This window comes from Bauldia litoralis (assembly GCF_900104485.1).
GTDB lineage: Bacteria > Pseudomonadota > Alphaproteobacteria > Rhizobiales > Kaistiaceae > Bauldia > Bauldia litoralis.
This window is the reverse complement of the sequence record NZ_FMXQ01000014.1, coordinates 35171-53644: the sequence shown is the minus strand read 5'-3', so window position 1 is coordinate 53644 and position 18474 is coordinate 35171. Positions and strand designations below refer to the sequence as shown.

The window sequence follows — 18474 nt, the reverse complement described above, 5'->3', positions numbered from 1 at the left end:
TTGATATCCCGCAGGTCGCGGCGATTGTCCGAAAGAAACGTTGCGCGCGCAAATTGCTTTGCGATCTCCGGATCGGTGCGGCAGAAGCTGTTGGTCAGTTCTTCGCTGAGGTCAGGTCGGTCCTGGTTGGCCATAATGACTGGCGCCATGGCCTGCGACCAACCCATGTGGTTGTTGTCCATAAAGTCCAGCAACTCGTGGATCTGCGCCTCGCTGAACCCGCCGGTGTAGCCGTCGTCGTCGATGTATCTCGGCGATGGCCCCACCATGATGAGTTCGTCGAAAAGGTCAGGTGCCGTGCGGCTGGCCAGTGCGCCGATCATGGCACTTACGGAATGACCGACGAAGACGCCTCCCTGAATCTCCAGTTCCCGGCACAATTCGACGACATCGTCCGCATAGCCATCAATGGAGGCATATCGATCAGGGTCGTAGGCTGACAAGTCTGACTTGCCGGCTCCTATATGATCGAACAGGATTGTCCGGTGACTCTCCTCAAATGCAGGGGCAACGAACCGCCACATGTTCTGATCACACCCAAAGCCGTGGGCAAACAACATTGAGTTCGGCCCTGCACCGCTGACGTTCACATTATGGAACTCTGATCTCATTCCCCCCCAACCCGTGTTTTGATACAAGGACACTAAATTTGGTAAAGAATTGCTCCTCAAAAGGTTTCATAGCAATTGGTTCGTCGGGCCGGTGGCGACGTAACCGCAACGTCGCTTGGCACCCCTTCGAGCGCTGTGCTGAGCGATCGGATTACCGAGTCCCATCGTTGGTGCTCTCCCATCCTTGGCGCCGGGAGGATTGAGCCCGATTGAGAAACGACCGGAGCCAAACCTTGCCAGAGTGGAAGCGGATACTTAATCCCCTGATCAACTCGGCAATCGAGCGATACAGGCTGGATACGGGTCGCGATCCTCGCGAAGATCAACCCGGTCTCGACGACGACGAGGACCTTCTGGCCATCTACCTGATCGTCTCCGGCTTCCCGCCCGATGGATACGAACGAACCAAAGCCTAGCGTCCGAAAGCGCGGCGAGAAAACGAGCCTCCCCCATGCCTGAAAGGCGAATCCCAACGTTGGCCACGGCGCTTGCGCTCCTATGCCTAGCTTGCTCTGGTGAAGCGGCTGCCGACGAAGACCATCCCACCGAACCGGCTTATCTCTATCGAGCGGAGGTGGTCCGCGTAGTCGACGGGGATACCATCGATGTCGATATCGACCTGGGCTTCTACATCTGGATCAGGAAGCAGCGCATCCGCATGCTCGACATCGATGCACCGGAAATGAGGGGAGAATCCAAAGTAGTTGGAGCGGCGGCGACCGAGTACCTCAAGACGCTGATCGACGGAAAGGAAGTCATTCTGCGCACGTCTAAGGGTAAGGATGGCGCGGATCGAGATGACTCTTTCGGCCGTTGGCTCGGTACGGTTTATCTCGATGGCCTGGACGTGAACCAGGAGATGATCCGGGCAGGTCAGGCAGTGCCGTATGAAGACCGGTAGCCGGTGCGGATAGCGACCTTCAACATCAACGGCGTCAACGGTCGCCTCGCCAACCTGCTTGAGTGGCTCGGGGTAACCACCCCAGACATTGTCTGCCTGCAGGAACTAAAGGCCACGCAGGAGGCCTTTCCGGAGGAAGCGATCCGTGATGCGGGCTATGGCGCGATCTGGCAGGGACAGAAGAGCTGGAACGGCGTCGCGATCCTTGCTCGGGGCGTCGAGCCGATTGAGACCCGGAGTGCCCTGCCGGGCGATCCGGAGGATCGACAAAGCAGGTACATTGAGGCTGCCGTCAACGGTGTCATTGTCGGATGCCTTTACCTGCCGAACGGCAACCCGGCGCCGGGTGCGAAGCTCGACTACAAGCTTCGCTGGATCGAGCGCTTGAGAGACCACGCCAAGGATCTTCTCGACGCAGGCGTGCCGGTCGTGCTGGCGGGGGACTTCAACGTCATGCCCACGGAACAGGACGTCTATGCGCCGGAACGCTGGGTCGACGACGCGCTGTTCCGGCCCGAAGTGCGCGAGGCGTTTCGAAAGCTCCTCGCCCAAGGCTGGACCGATGCGGTTAGAAAGCTGCATCCGGACGACCGGATCTACACCTTCTGGAAATACTATCGGAACGCCTTCGCTCGCGACGCTGGTCTTCGCATTGATCATCTTTTGTTGAGCCCCGAACTCGCCAATCGGGCCGTCGCTGCAGGCGTCGATCGGAGTGTCCGTGGTCGTGAGCATGCCAGCGATCACGCACCTGTCTGGATCGAGTTGTCGGGACCCCACCCGCAACGGCAGCGACGAACCGACTGAAGGGGCCTGTTTGTGTACCCAGGGGGCTGGAATCAATCGGTACTCGTTTGCATGCACTCAGCATTCGGTAGCAAGCGCGCCACGCCTAAATCCGGGTCGTGTTTCAGTTTGAAACTTCGCCCCTCAGACGGAATGACTCGACTCGCATGAGTGGACCTGCGCCTTTACTCAATGCCAAAAATCACAGCGAAGTGCCCGGTCACCGGGCGGGACATTTTCCCAGGCTCTCAGCTTGCGCTCGATTGTGATGGAAAAAGCTCCCTGACAATCAGTTGCTCGGCGTGCCGCAGGCTCCATGATTAGAACCCTCTTAGCGGCAAGCTTGTCGATATCGAGATGGAAGTGTGAAAAGCAGAAAGCCGCCTCCGGGTAGGGGAGACGGCTTTCCTGAACCCGATAGAACGGATAGCGGGGGGCGCTTCCCGCGCCTCGGTAGTTTGATAACGCCAGGAGTGAGGGATGGTTCCGGGTCGGCCGCGGGATTTTCCATACTGACTCGCCGTACGGTATTGCATGAGAATGACCTGCCGCGAGAGCTGCAGCGACGGCAGCAATCCAGACTGGAGCGGCGAAAGGATCAGCGATGGAAATCGAGGATTGGCCAAACCTTGTCGCCATGTTCCTGGCAAACGCCGAGGCGCGTCGCGAGCGGCCTTTCCTCTGGGAAAAGCGGAATGGTGTCTACCAGTCGACGAGCTGGGGCGAGGCAGCGCATCAGGTGTCGGCCCTTGCGTCCGCGCTGCAGGCCCGGGGTCTCGGTCCGGGCGACCGCGTCCTGCTCCTCGCCAACAATTCGCCGCGCTGGGTGATCGCCGACTTCGCAATCATGGCCGCCGGTTGCGTGACGGTACCGGTCTACACCACCAACACCATCAGCAACCACACCCACATTCTGGGCGACATCGATGCGAGCGCCGCGATCGTCTCGACCGCGACGCTGGCGCGACCCTTCCTGGAGGCTGCACGCCAATTCGAGACTCTCAGGCATGTGATCGCGATGGAGGACTGGGGCGATCTCGATCGTGGAAACGCCGTGGTCACCTCGTGGGACGACGCCGTGGCCGAGGGCAAGACTGGCGCGGGGGCGGTGGCTGCTGCGGCGCCTGCGATCGACCGCGACGCCACGGCGGCCGTGATCTACACCTCGGGCACCGGTGGCAACCCGAGGGGCGTCATGCTGAGCCACCGATCGATCATCGCCAACTGCGTCGGCGCGGCGGAGGTCCTTGAGGAGGTCGGCCTCGACGACGAGGTCTTCCTGTCGTTCCTGCCGCTCTCGCACGCCTACGAACATTCGGCCGGGTTGATGTTCCCGGTCTCGATTGGCGCGCAGATTTATTTCGCCGAGCGCGTCGATACGCTCACTTCAAATCTGCTGGAGGCGCGCCCGACGATCATGACGTCGGTTCCCCGACTATACGAGGTCATGCGGGAGAAGATCCTCAGGGATGTAAGTCGCCAGGGGGGGCTCCGGGAAAAGCTCTTCTCGGCAGCGGTCATGCTCGGCCGCAAGCGGTACGAGAGCCCTGAGGCAATGACCTGGACGGAGCGGATCGCCGACCGTGTCGTCGACCGCCTGGTTCGCGACACCTTCCGCTCGCGCTTCGGCGGGCGCCTTAAGGCGTTGGTTTCCGGCGGCGCGCCGCTGAACTATGGCGTGGGCCTCTTCCTGACCGCGCTCGGGTTGCGCCTCCTGCAGGGCTACGGTCAGACCGAGGCGGGGCCGGTCATCACCTGCAACCGGTGTGGCAGGATCAAGTTGCGAACCGTCGGTCCCCCGTTGAAACACGTCGAACTGCGGATCGCCGATGACGGCGAAGTGCTGGTTCGTGGGCCGTTGCTGATGGACGGCTACTGGCGGCAACCCGAAGCCAGCGCCGAGGCGTTGCGCGAGGGATGGCTCCATACTGGCGATATCGGCGTCGTTGACGACGACGGTTATCTCCGGATAACCGATCGCAAGAAGGACATAATCGTTAACTCCGCTGGCGAGACGATCTCGCCACAGAAGATAGAATTGGAACTGGCCCTCGAGCCAGAGATCGACGCCGCCATGGCGGTCGGCGACAACCGACCGCATATCGTTGCGATCATCGTTCCAGCATCCGACTTCGTCACCAGATGGACGGAGTCACGCGGCGTGTCTGCCAGTCTTGCCGAGCTAAGGGAGAATCGGGACTTCATCGGTGCGATAGGGCAGGCCGTCGATCGCGCAAACCGCAATCTTGCACCGGCCGAACGCGTCAAACGCTTCGTCGTTGTCGACCAGCCCTTCACGATTGAAAATGGAATGATGACGCCAACAATGAAACCTAGGCGGCACATGATTCTGAATCGATGGGGGCCGGCGATCGACGAGGCTGGACGCTAAGCGTGATCACTTGTCGGCGCGCGGGAAAGGTCGGCGGTATCGACTCTGATGGCTCAGCAGAACCGGCGGAATCGCTGGGGAAAACGGAGATGGTGCAATTGGGTTATTTGGCGCAACCGCGTCGCCAGTGAGTGGGCGTCCTTGAGGCCGGCGCCGTAGCGGATGAAGGGAGAGGATTGGTCAGAATTGAAGGGGATCAGCCATTTCGCTGGAGAACGTTGGAGCCGGGTTTCTCTCCCTCCATCCGATCTCTCCGCGCCGCTTTGCCAAGCCGAGAACGGCGCAGTTTCGCGCGCTTTCGACCAAATCTCTGGACCGGGCAACCTAGCTTGAAGCCTTGTCTGGTCTCTCTCCGAGCCATTCTCTCCATAGCTAAGGACTTCCGCCATTTAGTACGGAAGTCTAAACCTCTGAATTGAATCGGTTTTCTGGATCGAGAGCTCCGCACTTTTGGAAATTCTTCTCGGCACCGGGCGGTTTGGCGCTGCACTGTGCCCGGGGAACGGGCGGCGCGATTCCGCGACAGCGCCGGCTTCGATCTGCGGAGCAAGTTGGCGCAGCGTCCATAATGCCGGCCGCCTCGCTTTCACGGCAAAAAGAGCCGCGACGACCCAGACCGTCGGCACCACCAGAAAGCCGAACGCAACAAGGACGATGAAGGAGAGCCTGCCCATCGGCCGAACCTAAGCATTGCACCCAGGCGGTGGCAAATGTCGGCAAACAGCCGCAGAACGGACATCGCGAAATCGCCTGATGACCCGAAGCAGCCGCCTGCGGATAGACCGCAAAGGACCGAAGTGGGCGGAAAGTGTCCATTCGATGCAGTCCGAACGGCTGCAAGGCGCCAACTGCGGAACAAGCCGATAGTACCCAGCCAACCCGGGCGTAGCTCAGTCCGGTGATGAATGCGTTGCCGATGCGGGGTCAGCCGCGTAGCTGGTTTCATATGTGAACGTGTTGCGGCCGCAATGCGGGCTGATGTCTTGGCTCAAATGCGTTTAATACCTTGACTCCGGATGCGTACCCGAAAAGATGGATGTGTGACCTGTCGGGAGGGATTCATGGCGGATATCGAACTGGCGAATGTCTCGAAAAGCTTCGGCAGCGTGAAGGTCATCGAGGATCTTTCGCTGGTCGTTAACTCGGAGGAATTCGTTGTCTTCCTCGGTCCGTCAGGTTCGGGCAAGTCGACGCTGCTTCGAATGATTGCCGGCCTTGAGACGATCGACAGCGGCACCCTGACCATCGGCGGCAAAAGGTGCGAGCACCTCGCGCCCGGCCAACGCGGCGTCGCCATGGTGTTCCAGAATTACGCACTCTATCCGCACATGACGGTGCGCGGGAACATGGCGTTCGGGCTCCATAACGTCGGCATGGCGAGCAGCGAGATCGAGCGCCGGGTCAAGGACGCGGCCCGCATCCTCGAAATGGAGGAACTTCTCGATCGGCGCCCGGCGCAGCTCTCGGGCGGCCAGCGACAGCGCGTGGCGATCGGCCGTGCGATCGTGAAGGAGCCCAAGGCGTTCCTGTTCGACGAACCGTTGTCCAACCTCGATGCGGCCCTGCGCGTACGCACGCGCGTCGAACTCGCGGAACTGCATCAGCGCATGAAGGCGACGATGGTCTACGTTACCCATGACCAGACGGAAGCGATGACGCTCGCCGACCGGATCGTGGTTCTGAACGGCCGGCAGATCGAGCAGATCGGAACGCCGATGGAGGTCTATTTGCGGCCGTCATCGCGTTTCGTGGCGGGCTTCGTCGGCAGCCCGGGCATGAATTTCCTGCAGGTGGACGTGGCGGCGAGCAGCAATAAGATCGCGCGCCTTGCCGACGGCGCGGAAGTGCCTCTCCAGGTCGATCATCCCGGCGCTGGCTCATACGAACTCGGCATCCGTCCGGAAGGCATTCATGTGGTCGAAAAAGGGAGCGACGACCAGACGACAACCAGCGCCAGGGCCGGAGTCGTGGAAAGGCTCGGAGAGCGTACCCTGATCTATTGCACCTTGCGCGATGGCAGCGACGTTATCGTGCAGGACAGCGGCCGGTCCGAGGTCGCGCCGGGCGACGATATTGATCTGAATTTCGATCCGTCCGCGGTGCATCTCTTCGATCAGGCGGGCCAAGCCTATCATGCGCACTGACCGGCAATTGCCGGTCCATTATCGCGACGGTGTCACTAGCCCTTGATGCCGGCCGAAAGCGTGATCGCTTCGGTCACCCTGCGCTGGAAGAGAAGATAGGCCAAGGCGACCGGGAAGCCGGCCAGAACCGCGGCCCCAAGTTCGCTCGCATAGTAGACGCCGAAGCTGTCGTTCGTCTGCGTGATCCCCACCGTAATGGTCATCATGTCGGTCCTGGTGACCGCGAGGAAGGGCCAAAGAAACGCGTTCCACGCCCAGATGAACGTCACGATCGCCAGCGCCGTCGTCACCCCCCAGTTCATCGGAATGTAGACCTTGAAGAGGATCCGCCATTCGGACGCGTTATCCAGGATCGCCGCCTCGCGGAAATCATGCGGCACCTGGTCGAAGAACTGCTTGTAGACGATGATGACGACCGGATGGATCAACTGCGGCAGGATGATCCCCGCCCAGGTGTTCAACAAACCCATGTTGGCCATCAGGACGAAGTGATTGATGATCAGCACTTGGGTCGGCACCATGAAGCTGGCGAGGATCAGCCACCAGAGCGGGCGCCGTAGCGGAAACCGCAGTTGCGAGATCGCATAGCCCGCAAAGATCGAGGTGCCGACCGTCAGAACCGTGACGCCGATCGCCGTGGCGATCGAGTTGATGTACCAGATGCCGATCTGGGTCTGTGTCAGGGCAAAGATGTAGTGCTCGAACGTCAGCGTGTCCGGCCAGAGTTCGATATAGGCCCGCACGACCTCGTCGTCGGGCTTCAGAGAGCTCACGATGCCCCAATAGATCGGAAACGCCCAGAGTATGGCGCAGATCACGGTGACAAGCGTGATCGCAAGACCGATGGCACTGAAGCGGCGGGCGGAGGCCGGGGTCATCTGTTCCGGCTCCCCGAAAGACGCATGAGCTGGAAGTTCAGGACCGACACGACGATCACGATCAGGAACAGCACGACTGCCGCCGCGGCCGCGTGACCACCCTGATCGCGTTCGAAGGCGCGCTGGAAGATGTAGTAGACCATGACGAGATTGTCGTTCGGCCTGCCGCCGTCCGAGAACAGGTAGACCTGGTCGAAGATCTTCAGCTGCAGGATCAGCTGGATCGTCAGCACCAGCGAGGTGACCGGCCAGAGCAGTGGCCAGGTCACCTTGCGGAAGGTTCGCCAACGGCCGGCATTATCCAGCGAGGCCGCCTCGTAGATTTCCTTCGGAATGGCGCGTAGTCCGGCGAGGAACAGCAGGATCGAGAAGCCCGCCGTCCACCAGATGGTCACGAAGGCGACAGCGGGCATGAACCAGCCGGTCACCTTGAAGATCGGCACCCGGTCGATCCCGATCATGTCGAAGACGTGCATGGCGATGCCGAACTGGAAGTTCAGCGTCCAGTCCCAGAGCCGATAGACCACCGAGACCGGCAGGATGTAGGGCAGAAAGAACAGGGCCAGGACCAGCGACTGAAGACGGCCCGACAGGCGGCTGACGCCAAGCGAGATGACCAGCGCGACGATCGTGCCGGGGATCACCGTCAGCGCGACGAAATAGGCGGTGTTCCAGATCGCCGTATTGAAGCGGCGGTCGCTCGGCAGGCTCCCGTAGTGTTCCACGCCGACAAAGTCGCCGGAGCCGATGAGCGGTGCATCGGTAAACGATAGATAGAAGAGTTGCGCCATCGGATAGATGAAGATCAGCGCATAGACAGCGACGAACGGGGCGATCAGCACATAGGCGACCAGCGCTTCTCTTGTCGGATTGCGGATCAAATCACTTCTCCCTGCGCCGAGGAGTTCGGGGCGGCACGAATGCCGCCCCGGCGGGAGTGCGTCACTGCATGTCGTTCAGTTCATACTCGATTTCCTCGACGGCCTCGGCCGGCTCCATCTCGCCGTTGAGCGTCGGCACGAAATAGGTCGACATGACATCGAAGATCGGCCCGGCGACACCAGCAAGCGGCGACTTCGGATCGAAGATCATGTTCTCGGTCAGGCTCGAATAGGTCGCGTTCGGCTCCATCGCCTTGTACTCGTCGGATGCCGTGACCGGACCGTATGCAGGGATGTGGCCCGCCGTTGCCCAGAACAGCGAGTTCTGCGATATCCAGCTCATGACCTCGAGCACGGCATCGCGCTTCTCGGCGGTCATTTCCTTGCTCTTGTTTGCCGGAATGGCGAAGACGTGGCTGTCGGCATAAGTTGCCGGGTGATCGAAAATCACCGGCAATTCGACGGCACCCCATTCAAACAGCTTACCGTCCTTGTGCAGATCGACCATGGTCGGCACTTCCCAAACGCCGTTGACCATCATTGCGGCGTCGCCGGTCGTGAAGAGCGCTACGGTTGCCGGATAGTCGGTGTAGGTCGATTGCAAGCCATCGTTCGTCCATTCGGCAAGAACGGCGAGCGCGTTCTCCAGCTTCTTCTTGTTGTCGCCGGCCAGGAACTCGCCATCGGTCATCAGTTCGCCGTCCTGCTGGCCCATCAGCGAATAGATCGTGCGGAACATGAAATTGCCGTCCGCGGTCACGCTGCCGAGCGGGAATTTCACCGAACCCGCATCCTTCAGCGCTTGCAAGGTCGCGGTAAAGCCCTCGCGGCTGTCCATGCCCTTCGGCGTTCCATCCTCGGTCAGGAGTCCCGCTTCGCCCAACACGTCCTTGTTGTAATAGAGAACGATCGGGTGGGTATCGAGCGGCACCGCATATTGCTTGCCGTCGATGGTGACGGCATTCCAGGTGGCGTCCGCATAGTCGGCCTCGGACAGGCCCATTTTCTCCCAGTCACCTGCCGTGATCTCCTGCAGGATGCCCTGCTTGACGGCAAGAGGAATGCGGCTGGCGTGATACGTCATGACATCGGGCGCCTCGTCGACCGCGGCAGACGTCTGCACCTTGGAGTAGAAGGGAACGCCCCACTCAAGGGTCGTGGCGTCGATCGTGATCTTGCCCTCGTGCGCGGCGTTGAAATCGGAAATCATCTGCTTCATGCGCACGCCGTCGCCGCCGGCGAGGAAATCCCACCAGACGACGGTTTCCTCCGCCTGGGCCGACGTCGTCATCAACGCCGCGGCCAGCAGCATCTTTGCAAAGGTGCTCTGCTTCAACATCTTCTTCCTCCCTGCGTGTGCGGCCTCGTGGACCGCGGTGAAGTTCTCCCTAGAGCTGGGCCCTGATCATCGAGTAGGAATGCGCAGGCACGCTCACCGCGAGCTTGCCGCCGGACAACGTCGCCCCGGATACGAGCTCGGGCTTCACGTTGTCCGGGACGCTCTCGGTGTTCCTGGCCTCGAGATCGGCATGCTTTATCAGGGTATGCTCGACCGACTTCGCCTCCCCGAAGCCTTCGATGGAGACGTCGATGTCCATCGGCTCTGCGCCGTTGCGGTTCACGGCGAAGAAGGTCAGCGTTCCCTCATCACCGTCATGAACGCCGGCCATGTCGAGGTAGCTGACGCCGCGCGCTATGTCGGCATCGTAGGTCGGGCAGTCGACATCGAGCTGAAGCGCGGTGCCGCGGCCATAGCGCGAGGCGAACTGGAACGGATGGTAGATCGTCTGCTTCCACGCGCCGCCGCCCGGCGCTGTCATGATCGGCGCGATGACGTTCACGAGCTGGGCGATGCACGCGATGCGGACCAGATCCGACCGGCGGATGAAGGTGTTGAGGATGCAGCCCACCTGAAGCACATCCTCGAAATTGTAGATGTCCTCCAGAAGCGCCGGGGCATGGGGCCAGCCCCATTCCTTCATGCGTTTCGCGTCGTTCTTGCGCTCGTGATACCAGACGTTCCATTCGTCGAAGGAAATCTTGACGTCGTTCGTCGCGCGCCGCTTCGCTTTGACATAGTCGATGACGCCACCGACCGTACCGATATACCGGTCGAGCTTCTCCGGCAGCGCGAGATACTCGGCGGTATTTTTCTCGTAGTTCTCGAAATACATGTGCAGGGAGATGTAATCGACCTGGTCGTAGGTGCTTTCCAGCACGGTCGCTTCCCACTGCGGGTAGGTGGCCATGTCGGAATGCGAAGACCCGCACACGACGAGGTCGAGCTTGTCGTCGAAGGCGCGCAGCGCCTTGGCCGTCTCGTTGGCTAGGTGACCATACTCGGCGGCACTCTTGTGGCCGACCTGCCAGGGACCGTCCATCTCGTTGCCGAGGCACCAGAGCTTGACGTCCCACGGGTCCGCCCGGCCGTTCTTCTTTCGCAGGTCGGACCAGTAGCTGCCGCCGGGGTGATTGACGTATTCGACGAAGTTGCGAGCGGCATCCAGTCCACGCGAGCCGAGATTGACGGCCAGCATCATCTCGGTGTTGGCGGCTTTCGCCCACTCGGCGAACTCGTGGATGCCGACATGGTTGGATTCTGATGTGTGCCAGGCGAGGTCCAGCCGGGTTGGACGCATCTCCTTCGGGCCGATGCCATCTTCCCAATTGTAGGCGGAAACAAAATTGCCGCCCGGGTAGCGGCAGATGGGCGTGTCCAGCTCGCGAACCAGATCGATGACATCGCGGCGCATGCCGTTCTTGTCCGCGGTCGGGTGATCGGGCTCGTAGATGCCCGTATAGACGGCGCGGCCCAGATGTTCGAGAAACGATCCGTAGAGTCGGTTGTCGATATCGGCGATCACATAGCGCGCATGCGCTGTGACGGATGCCTCCACGTCGCCCCTCCCATGTTCAAAACATCTTTTCCGGTTTATACCGGACTTGACGTTATAATAAGGGTCAGGACGCGCGGTTCGTCAAGCGACTCTTGCTGGCTCAGGCTGATCAGGTTGCGATGCGCAGTACGATGTCCTGATCGTAATTGCCGAATCCCTTGCCGAAAATGTTCATTCCGCCAGGATGCTCGGCATCCTGTTTCACGCCGATGCGCATGCGAATGGAATGGTGCTGGTCGATCTTCAGGTCATCGAGGGTCACGTCGGAAATCCGCATGCCGTCGATGAAGCTGCCGCTGCCGTTGACCCGCCAGTTCTTCAGTTTGCCGTATTGCGACCCGGCAAGCTTCCACCAGTCAGGCGTAAAGACGCCTCGCTTGTCTCCGAAGTCGCCCGGCGAGGTCCATGTCCCGATATCGACACCGTTCACCTGAAGGAAAATATCCGACGGCCAGTCGGTCGCGGTGCCGGGCACCTCGGAACTCAGTTCCATGGAGAATTCCAGCGCTGTCGGTTTCGTTCGATTGAGCTTTGTATTGTTGGGAAACTGGTATTCGACATAGCCCCTGGTAAACCACAGCAGCCCGGCTTTCATGCGATCCGGTTCGAGGAATGTGTTGGGCACGTCGAGCAGGCCGATGACGCCGTCCGCCGAGCAAAGCCCGCAGGGTCCCGTGACCTCGCAAGTCGTATAGAGGCCGAGCGGCATCGAAACCTCGATCGTTCCGTCCCCGGCCTGCGGAAGATCGTCGCGAAATCCCACCAGGATTTCCGAAAAGGCCGTCCGACAGACCTTCTGGCTACCCTTGCGCGCCTTGCGGCTCTCGGTCGTGATGAGGCCGGTATCTTCCAGTACCTGCAGGTTGGAGGAGACGGTGGATTGGGGAAGTCCCAGTCGCTCGGCGATTTGATTGACGTTCTTTTCCTCGCCGTCCCGAAGGAGCTTGAGGATCGCGACACGCACCTCGCTCGCGAGCCCTCGCATAAGGTCCGGCCGCTTCGATGGATCGATTACAAGTACTTTTCCGCTCATGTTGCGTCCGTTTGAAAGATGACATAGTCGTATATCAGCATGTCTGATATGAATAAAGCTCCGGGAGTCCGCCTGACGTAAATCCTGTCCACAAGACGCGGGTTGAGAAGGCGAAGGTGTCTTCCCGGACGGGAATGCACCCTGATCGAAGTTCAGCGCCGCTTCCGACTCTTCAACAAAATCTGTCAAAAGCGGTCATTCCTAGCCCAGCGTTTCAACGGCGGCATAGGGCCGAGAGCGGACCTCGCGCCTGCGTCCGCAGTTGGCGAATAGCAAGAATGCCAACGCCAACAAAATATGGCTGCTTATCAGCACAATGCGGACTCCGACGGATCGGTGCGGAGCCGGCATCCTTCCCGAGAACCAGCCGTCTACACGAGAGATTTCACTGATCGCGATACTGCGATGGTCCAGAGCCCAAGCCGATCCGTGCGCCCGCTCAAATACCCCGTGTAGACTGACGGTTTCTAGCAAGGACGACCAATTCTTCGCTCGGCGACCCCCGGGCTGGAGAAGCCTCTCGGTCATCTCGCACCGCTAATGACGACTCGTGGGGGGCAATGGCACGTGTCGAACGTGAAGAACCTCGTCGACCGACTCGCCGCCTGCGGAGACGCGTCATTTTTATAGACGGGAAGTTTGGCCGGAGCGTTCGCCAGCTACGTCCAGGTCGTCCAGGCGACGCCACGCTTCACCTATACGTCGCTCTCGCTGCGAAGGGGTGGTGGGGACTCTCGGAGCGGACGAAAGCCGCCCTCGCACCCGGGACCCGCTCGGCTTTGCGGCGGCGTTTAACAACTGCGGAATTCAAGCTTCTCGCAGCGGCAAGTGGCGCGTATCGAACGATATGATCCTCGTCGATTGAGACCGACCTGCCCTCAGTGTGATTATCGACGACGGACCAGATCCACCAAGACGGCGATCAGCACCACCAAGCCGATGATGACGCGTTCCCAGTAGCCAGAGACGTTGAGCAAAACGATGCCGTTGGCGAGAACTGCCATCAGCAGGGCGCCGAGGATCGTACCGGGAATTGTTCCCTGTCCGCCGCGAAGGCTGGTGCCGCCGATGATCGCCGCGGTGATCGCGCCCATCAGCCATCCCTCGCCGACAGAAGGCTGTCCGGAATCCATCCGGCTCGCATAGAGGATGCCAGCAAGCGCCGCAAACATCCCGGCCAGACCGAACACGATCAACTCGACCCGCCAAACCCGGATGCCGACCAGCGCCGCTGCTTCCCGGTTGCCGCCAATTGCGTAGATGTTGCGGCCGAACCGGGTACGGTTGAGGACGTAAGTGAGGATCGCTCCGCAGGCGAGGAAGATGACCACGGGCACCGGAACGCCGAACATGCTGCCAGCCCCGAAGAACCGGAACGCTTCGCCGAGCGGGCGGATCGGATAGCCCTTGGTGATGACGAGGGTCAAGCCGGCGAAAATCTCCCAGGATGCCAGCGTGACAATGAAAGGGTTCAGCCCGAGGCGGGCGACGAAGAAGCCGTTGATGCAGCCGAGCAAGAGGCCGAACAGCATCGTGATCGGAACCACCATATAGGGATCGATGCCGGTCTGGGTGAGCAGCAGCGAACCGAAGATCGCCGAAAGCCCGGCGGCGGCGCCGACCGACAGGTCGATGCCGCCGATCAGCAGCACCAGTGTTTGGCCGAGCGCGATCAGCCCGACGAAGGACGCCTGACGGGCGACGACGCTGAGATTGTATTGGGAGAGGAAGGCCGGAGTCGCGACGGACAGCGCCGCCGTCAGGATCAACAGCGCGATCAGGATGCCGATCCCGTCCCATTTGCGGAGCCGTGCTATGCCCTGCGTCAGGCCGCTTTCGCGGCCTTGTTGCGCCCCTGCCTCAACCATTATTCCTACTCCATCCTCAGAGGTTTCAGCTCATCGCCGTTGCGAGGAGCGATTCCTGGGTTGCCGTGCCGGCCGGCGAGATGCCCTTGACGTGACCCTCGTGCATGACGAGGACGCGATCGGACACGTCGATCACCTCCTGCAGTTCCGACGAGATGTAGATGATCGACAATCCTGCGCCGGCCAGCGTTCGCAGCTGGGACTGAATGTCGACCTTGGCGTTGACGTCGATGCCGCGCGTCGGCTCGTCGAGGATTAGAATGCGGCTCTCTTTCATCAGCCAGCGGGCGAGGATCACCTTTTGCTGGTTGCCGCCGCTGAGGCTGGTGATCGGATCGCTCGGCGATCCGAGCTTGATCCGCACCCGGTCGATATAGGTGTCGACTTCCCGCACCATGTCGTTGAAGCGCAGGCCGAGAAGCGACTTAAAGCGGTCCATCGCCGAAATCGTCATATTCTCGGTGATGCTGAGCAGCGGGAAGATGCCTTCCTGCTTGCGCTCCTCCGGTAGGTAGACAAGGCTGCGGCCAATGGCGTCTGCCGGGTGGCTGATCCTAGCCCGCTCACCGAATATCTCGATCTCGCCGGCACGGGCGGCGGTGACGCCGAACAGGCATTTGCCGAGCTCGGTTCGACCGGCGCCGATCAGGCCGGCGACACCGAGAATTTCGCCCCGATGGAGGTCGAAGCTGACGTCCTCGAACTCGCCGGGTCGCGAGAGGTGGCGCACCGACAAGACGACCTCGGCATTCGTCGCGTTGGACGTCCGCGCCTGCGCCTGCACTGTGCGGCCTGCCATATGGCGGACCATCTCGTCCTTTGTGGTCGTCTTCGGATCGAGCTCCGCGACAAAGCAACCATCGCGCAGCACGGTGATGCGGTCGGCGAGTTCGAGGATCTCGTCGAGGCGGTGGGAGATGTAGAAGACCGAGCCGCCGCGTTCGCGAAAGCCCCGGACGTAATCGAAAAAGCGGCCGGTCTCGCGCGAGGTGAGCGCCGCCGTTGGTTCGTCGAAAATCATGATCTCGGCCGACGTCGCTGCCGCGCGCGCGATCTGCACGAGTTGCTGCTGCGCCTTGCTGAGTCGTCCGGCCTGTTCGTCGAGGTCGATCGTCTCGTCAATAAGGGCGAGGTGTCCGGCCGCTGTCTCGCGGGTCCGCCGCCAGTTGATCGCGGCGCCCGCGCCCTCCTGGGCACCGAGCAGGATATTCTCGGCGACGGACAGGCCAGGGACCAGGCTGACTTCTTGCGGCGCGATGGCGATGCCGTTCTTCTGGGCGTCGAGCGGCGTATGGAAAACGACGGGCTTACCCTGGCGATAGAGCGCACCGGAGGTCGGCAGCAGCTTACCGCAGACGACATTCATGAGCGTCGACTTTCCGGCGCCGTTCTCGCCAATGACGGCGTGGATCTCACCACGCCGCAAGTCGACGGATACGTCGGAGAGCGCCTGGACGACGCCGAAACTCTTCGACACTTTCTCGGCCGAGAAGATGGGATTGGTCATTGTAAACCCCAAAGGACGCGGCGCCCGGAGGCGCCGCGCTGTGGGTTCTGCCTCGGTCGGATCAATTGCCGATGAGATCCTTGGTCAGGATCGTCGAGCCAGTCGCATGGGAATGCGGAGTCGTGTGGTTCTGGTTCGCCGCGACCAGATACTTCACCACCCAGTAGCCGATCTCCCATTGCCGCTGCGCTTTCACCCCGGCGATGACGTCATCGCGGATGAACTGCAGGGTCTCGGGAAGGTCGTCCATGCCGACGATGACCACCTCGCCTGCCTTGCCCGCATTGACCACAGCCCGGGCGGCCCCAATTGGATTCGACGCGTTCGAGCCGAAAATGCCCTTCAGATCTGGGTTGGCTTGGAGCGCATTCTCGGTGAGGCTGACGGCCTTCTCCAGGCTGTCATCGTCGGGCTGCTCGAAAACAATCTCGATATCCGGATACTTGGCGATGGCTTCCTTAAAGCCGGCGACCCGCGCCACGTGATTGGCGGCGGTAAGGCTGCCAGAGAGGATACCAACTTTGCCGGATTCACCGATTTTCTCGGCAAGGAAGTCCGCCAGGTCGGCACCATCCTGGGCGTCGCCCTTATGACCAACGAAGTTGAAGTCGTCGGAGCAGAACGTGTCGAACGTAATCACGTTGATGCCGGCCGTAACCGCTTCACCCAGCAACTGGTTGTTGGTCGACGCATCAAGGCATGAGACTGCCAGACCATCGGGGTGACGGCCGATATTGGTTTCGATGCGGCGGTTGTGGTCGGCGACGTCGGCCTGCGGCGGCGAATCCCAGATGACCTCGACGTCGATGCCCTGGGTCTTGAGTTCCGCAACCGCGGCGTCGGCACCGGCGGCAACCACCTCATACCAAGGGTGGATGACCTTCGGAATGAAGACGATGGTCTGCTTGTCAACCGGTTTGATGAGATCGCCCTGGTCGAAAGCGAACGCGCCGCCTGCGAGAACGGATGATGCCGCGAAGGCGGCGACTGAACAACAAAGCCCCAGACGTGTCATGGGTATCTCCCTAGTTATTGTGAACCTTTGGAACGTTTTCTTGCTTGGTCTTTCCTCTGATCCTTCTTCGTCCTCCCTCTTGCGTGTGTCATGCCTGCTACGTCCTCGGGCGATACCGCGCCCGGGCGACCGCCGCACCCCAATGGGTTCGGGCGGTATGGCGTGCGTCGTCGCTTGCCTGGGGCGCGAAAGTCGTCCCGTCCCGGTTGAAACCGGCGAGTTGCTTCCACGACCACAGTCCGGCTCGCAGGCCGGCGAGATGGGCCACGCCGAGCGCCGACAGTTCGGCCGTCTCCGACCGAACCACCCGCCGCCCGGCCAGGTCCGCCTGGATCTGCATGAGCATGTCGTTGCGGGTCGGACCACCATCGACGAAGAGCTCCCGGACGCGGCCGACGCTCCTGTCGATGGCTTCGAGTACATCCGTGATCTGTTGCGGGATGGATTCCAGCGCCGCGCGCGCAATCGTCGGCTTCGATGTCGCCAGTGTCAGCCCGTCGAGAAGGCCGACGGCATCGGTGTCCCACCAGGGTGCGCCAAGGCCGTTAAAGGCCGGGACGAGGGAGACGCCATGGCTGTCGGCCGTGGCCGCGAGGTCGGCCAACTCGGCCGAGGAGATGCCGAAGACATCCGCCAGCCAGCGAAGCGTTGCCCCGGTCGCGCGGATATTGCCTTCGGCGGCAAAGGCCGGTTGGTCGATCGACCAGGCAATGGTGAGGCACAGGCCCGGATCGAGGCGACTGACGTCGTCGATCAGGCCCATGACCGAGGAGCCGGTGCCATAGGTCGCCTTGATGTCGCCCGGCTTGAACGCGCCGTGACCGAACAGGGCCGCGTGGGAATCGCCCATGACCGCAAGCACTGGAACGCCATCGGCAAGCGGCGCGAGGTCGCGGACTGTCGGGAAGGGGCCGATGGACGGGACGACGCGGGGCAGGGCGGCTTCGGGAATACCGAAGAGGTCGAGCAGGTCGCTGTCCCAGGCCGCTGCCCGGGTATTGAGGAGCTGGGTCCGCGAGGCATTGCCGGCCTCGATCACCGCTTCGCCGCCAAAGCGGCTGAGAAGCCATGCATCGACAGTACCGATGCAGATCTCGCCCCGGTCGGCGCGTTGCTGTCCGCCGGGCAATTCGTCGAGGAGCCAGCGCGCCTTGGCCGCCGAGAACATCGGATCGAGCGGCAGGCCGCTCCGGTCGCGGACAAGCGACGCGTCGCCGCCGTCCCGGATCCGGTCGCAGAGCGACGTGGTGCGCTGGTCCTGCCAGGACAGCATCGGCGTCAGCGCCGCGCCAGTCCCCCGATCCCAGATCACGCAGGATTCGCGCTGGCTGCTGATCGCGATGCCGACCACCGACTTCGCGTCCTGGCCATCCAGGCAGTCGGCGACGGCGCCACGGACACTCGCCCACAGCTCGTCGGGGTCCTGATCCACCCAGCCTGGCGCCGGATGGCTTTCGCCGAGCGACGCCGAGCCGTTTGCCACCACCTGACCCGCGCCATCGACGAGCAGGCACTTGGTTGAACTCGTCCCCTGGTCGATGGCAAGCAGGAGGTCGGGCAT

At 61.6% G+C, this 18474-nt stretch carries 15 protein-coding genes; 5 read left to right on the top strand and 10 right to left on the bottom strand.

Annotated elements, in window-relative coordinates:
* Positions 1 to 611, bottom strand: a 611-nt coding sequence (locus BLT60_RS23180; protein WP_244521413.1) for an alpha/beta fold hydrolase, incomplete at its 3' end; no start/stop codon positions are given.
* Positions 612 to 844: 233 nt separating this feature from the next.
* Here BLT60_RS23180 and BLT60_RS23175 point away from each other — a divergent pair.
* From BLT60_RS23175 to BLT60_RS23150, 5 genes are all read left to right on the top strand, one after another.
* Entirely contained in the window at positions 845 to 1027 is a 183-nt protein-coding gene (locus BLT60_RS23175) for a hypothetical protein (RefSeq protein WP_090881064.1), read from the top strand.
* 59 nt (positions 1028 to 1086) lie between these two features.
* Positions 1087 to 1512 carry a thermonuclease family protein gene (locus tag BLT60_RS23170; protein ID WP_210185673.1) on the top strand — a complete coding sequence of 142 codons (426 nt, stop codon included), beginning with the start codon at positions 1087 to 1089 and terminating at the stop codon, positions 1510 to 1512.
* 3 nt (positions 1513 to 1515) lie between these two features.
* Entirely contained in the window at positions 1516 to 2319 is an 804-nt protein-coding gene (gene xth / locus BLT60_RS23165; RefSeq protein WP_090881057.1) for an exodeoxyribonuclease III, read from the top strand.
* A gap of 583 nt (positions 2320 to 2902) precedes the next feature.
* Positions 2903 to 4690: an AMP-dependent synthetase/ligase gene (locus tag BLT60_RS23160; RefSeq protein ID WP_090881054.1), complete on the top strand. Its 1788-nt coding sequence runs from the start codon at positions 2903 to 2905 to the stop codon at positions 4688 to 4690.
* A 1061-nt stretch (positions 4691 to 5751) separates the two neighbouring features.
* Positions 5752 to 6834: an ABC transporter ATP-binding protein gene (locus BLT60_RS23150; RefSeq protein ID WP_090881048.1), complete on the top strand. Its 1083-nt coding sequence runs from the start codon at positions 5752 to 5754 to the stop codon at positions 6832 to 6834.
* 35 nt (positions 6835 to 6869) lie between these two features.
* Here the strand turns inward: BLT60_RS23150 and BLT60_RS23145 are convergent, their stop codons facing one another.
* The 9 genes from BLT60_RS23145 to BLT60_RS23105 all read right to left on the bottom strand — a co-directional run bounded on the left by BLT60_RS23145 (position 6870) and on the right by BLT60_RS23105 (position 18474).
* On the bottom strand, positions 6870 to 7712 hold the full coding sequence (locus BLT60_RS23145; protein WP_090881045.1) for a carbohydrate ABC transporter permease: 843 nt from the start codon (positions 7710 to 7712) through the stop codon (positions 6870 to 6872).
* Positions 7709 to 8593, bottom strand: a complete 885-nt coding sequence (locus BLT60_RS23140) for a carbohydrate ABC transporter permease (RefSeq protein ID WP_211200086.1) — start codon at positions 8591 to 8593, stop codon at positions 7709 to 7711. Before BLT60_RS23140 ends, BLT60_RS23145 begins: the two co-directional genes overlap by 4 nt.
* A gap of 61 nt (positions 8594 to 8654) precedes the next feature.
* Positions 8655 to 9932: an extracellular solute-binding protein gene (locus tag BLT60_RS23135; protein WP_090881042.1), complete on the bottom strand. Its 1278-nt coding sequence runs from the start codon at positions 9930 to 9932 to the stop codon at positions 8655 to 8657.
* Between the two features lie 49 nt (positions 9933 to 9981).
* On the bottom strand, positions 9982 to 11490 hold the full coding sequence (arfA, locus tag BLT60_RS23130) for an arabinosylfuranosidase ArfA (RefSeq protein WP_090881039.1): 1509 nt from the start codon (positions 11488 to 11490) through the stop codon (positions 9982 to 9984).
* 109 nt (positions 11491 to 11599) lie between these two features.
* A complete protein-coding gene (locus tag BLT60_RS23125) occupies positions 11600 to 12523 on the bottom strand; it encodes an ArsR/SmtB family transcription factor (RefSeq protein WP_090881037.1) in 924 nt (307 codons plus the stop codon).
* 887 nt (positions 12524 to 13410) lie between these two features.
* Complete coding sequence (locus tag BLT60_RS23120) at positions 13411 to 14391, bottom strand: ABC transporter permease (protein WP_090881034.1); 981 nt, start codon at positions 14389 to 14391, stop codon at positions 13411 to 13413.
* A 25-nt stretch (positions 14392 to 14416) separates the two neighbouring features.
* A complete protein-coding gene (locus tag BLT60_RS23115; protein ID WP_090881031.1) occupies positions 14417 to 15898 on the bottom strand; it encodes a sugar ABC transporter ATP-binding protein in 1482 nt (493 codons plus the stop codon).
* 61 nt (positions 15899 to 15959) lie between these two features.
* A complete protein-coding gene (locus tag BLT60_RS23110; protein ID WP_090881028.1) occupies positions 15960 to 16913 on the bottom strand; it encodes a substrate-binding domain-containing protein in 954 nt (317 codons plus the stop codon).
* A 97-nt stretch (positions 16914 to 17010) separates the two neighbouring features.
* Positions 17011 to 18474, bottom strand: a complete 1464-nt coding sequence (locus BLT60_RS23105; RefSeq protein ID WP_090881026.1) for an FGGY-family carbohydrate kinase — start codon at positions 18472 to 18474, stop codon at positions 17011 to 17013.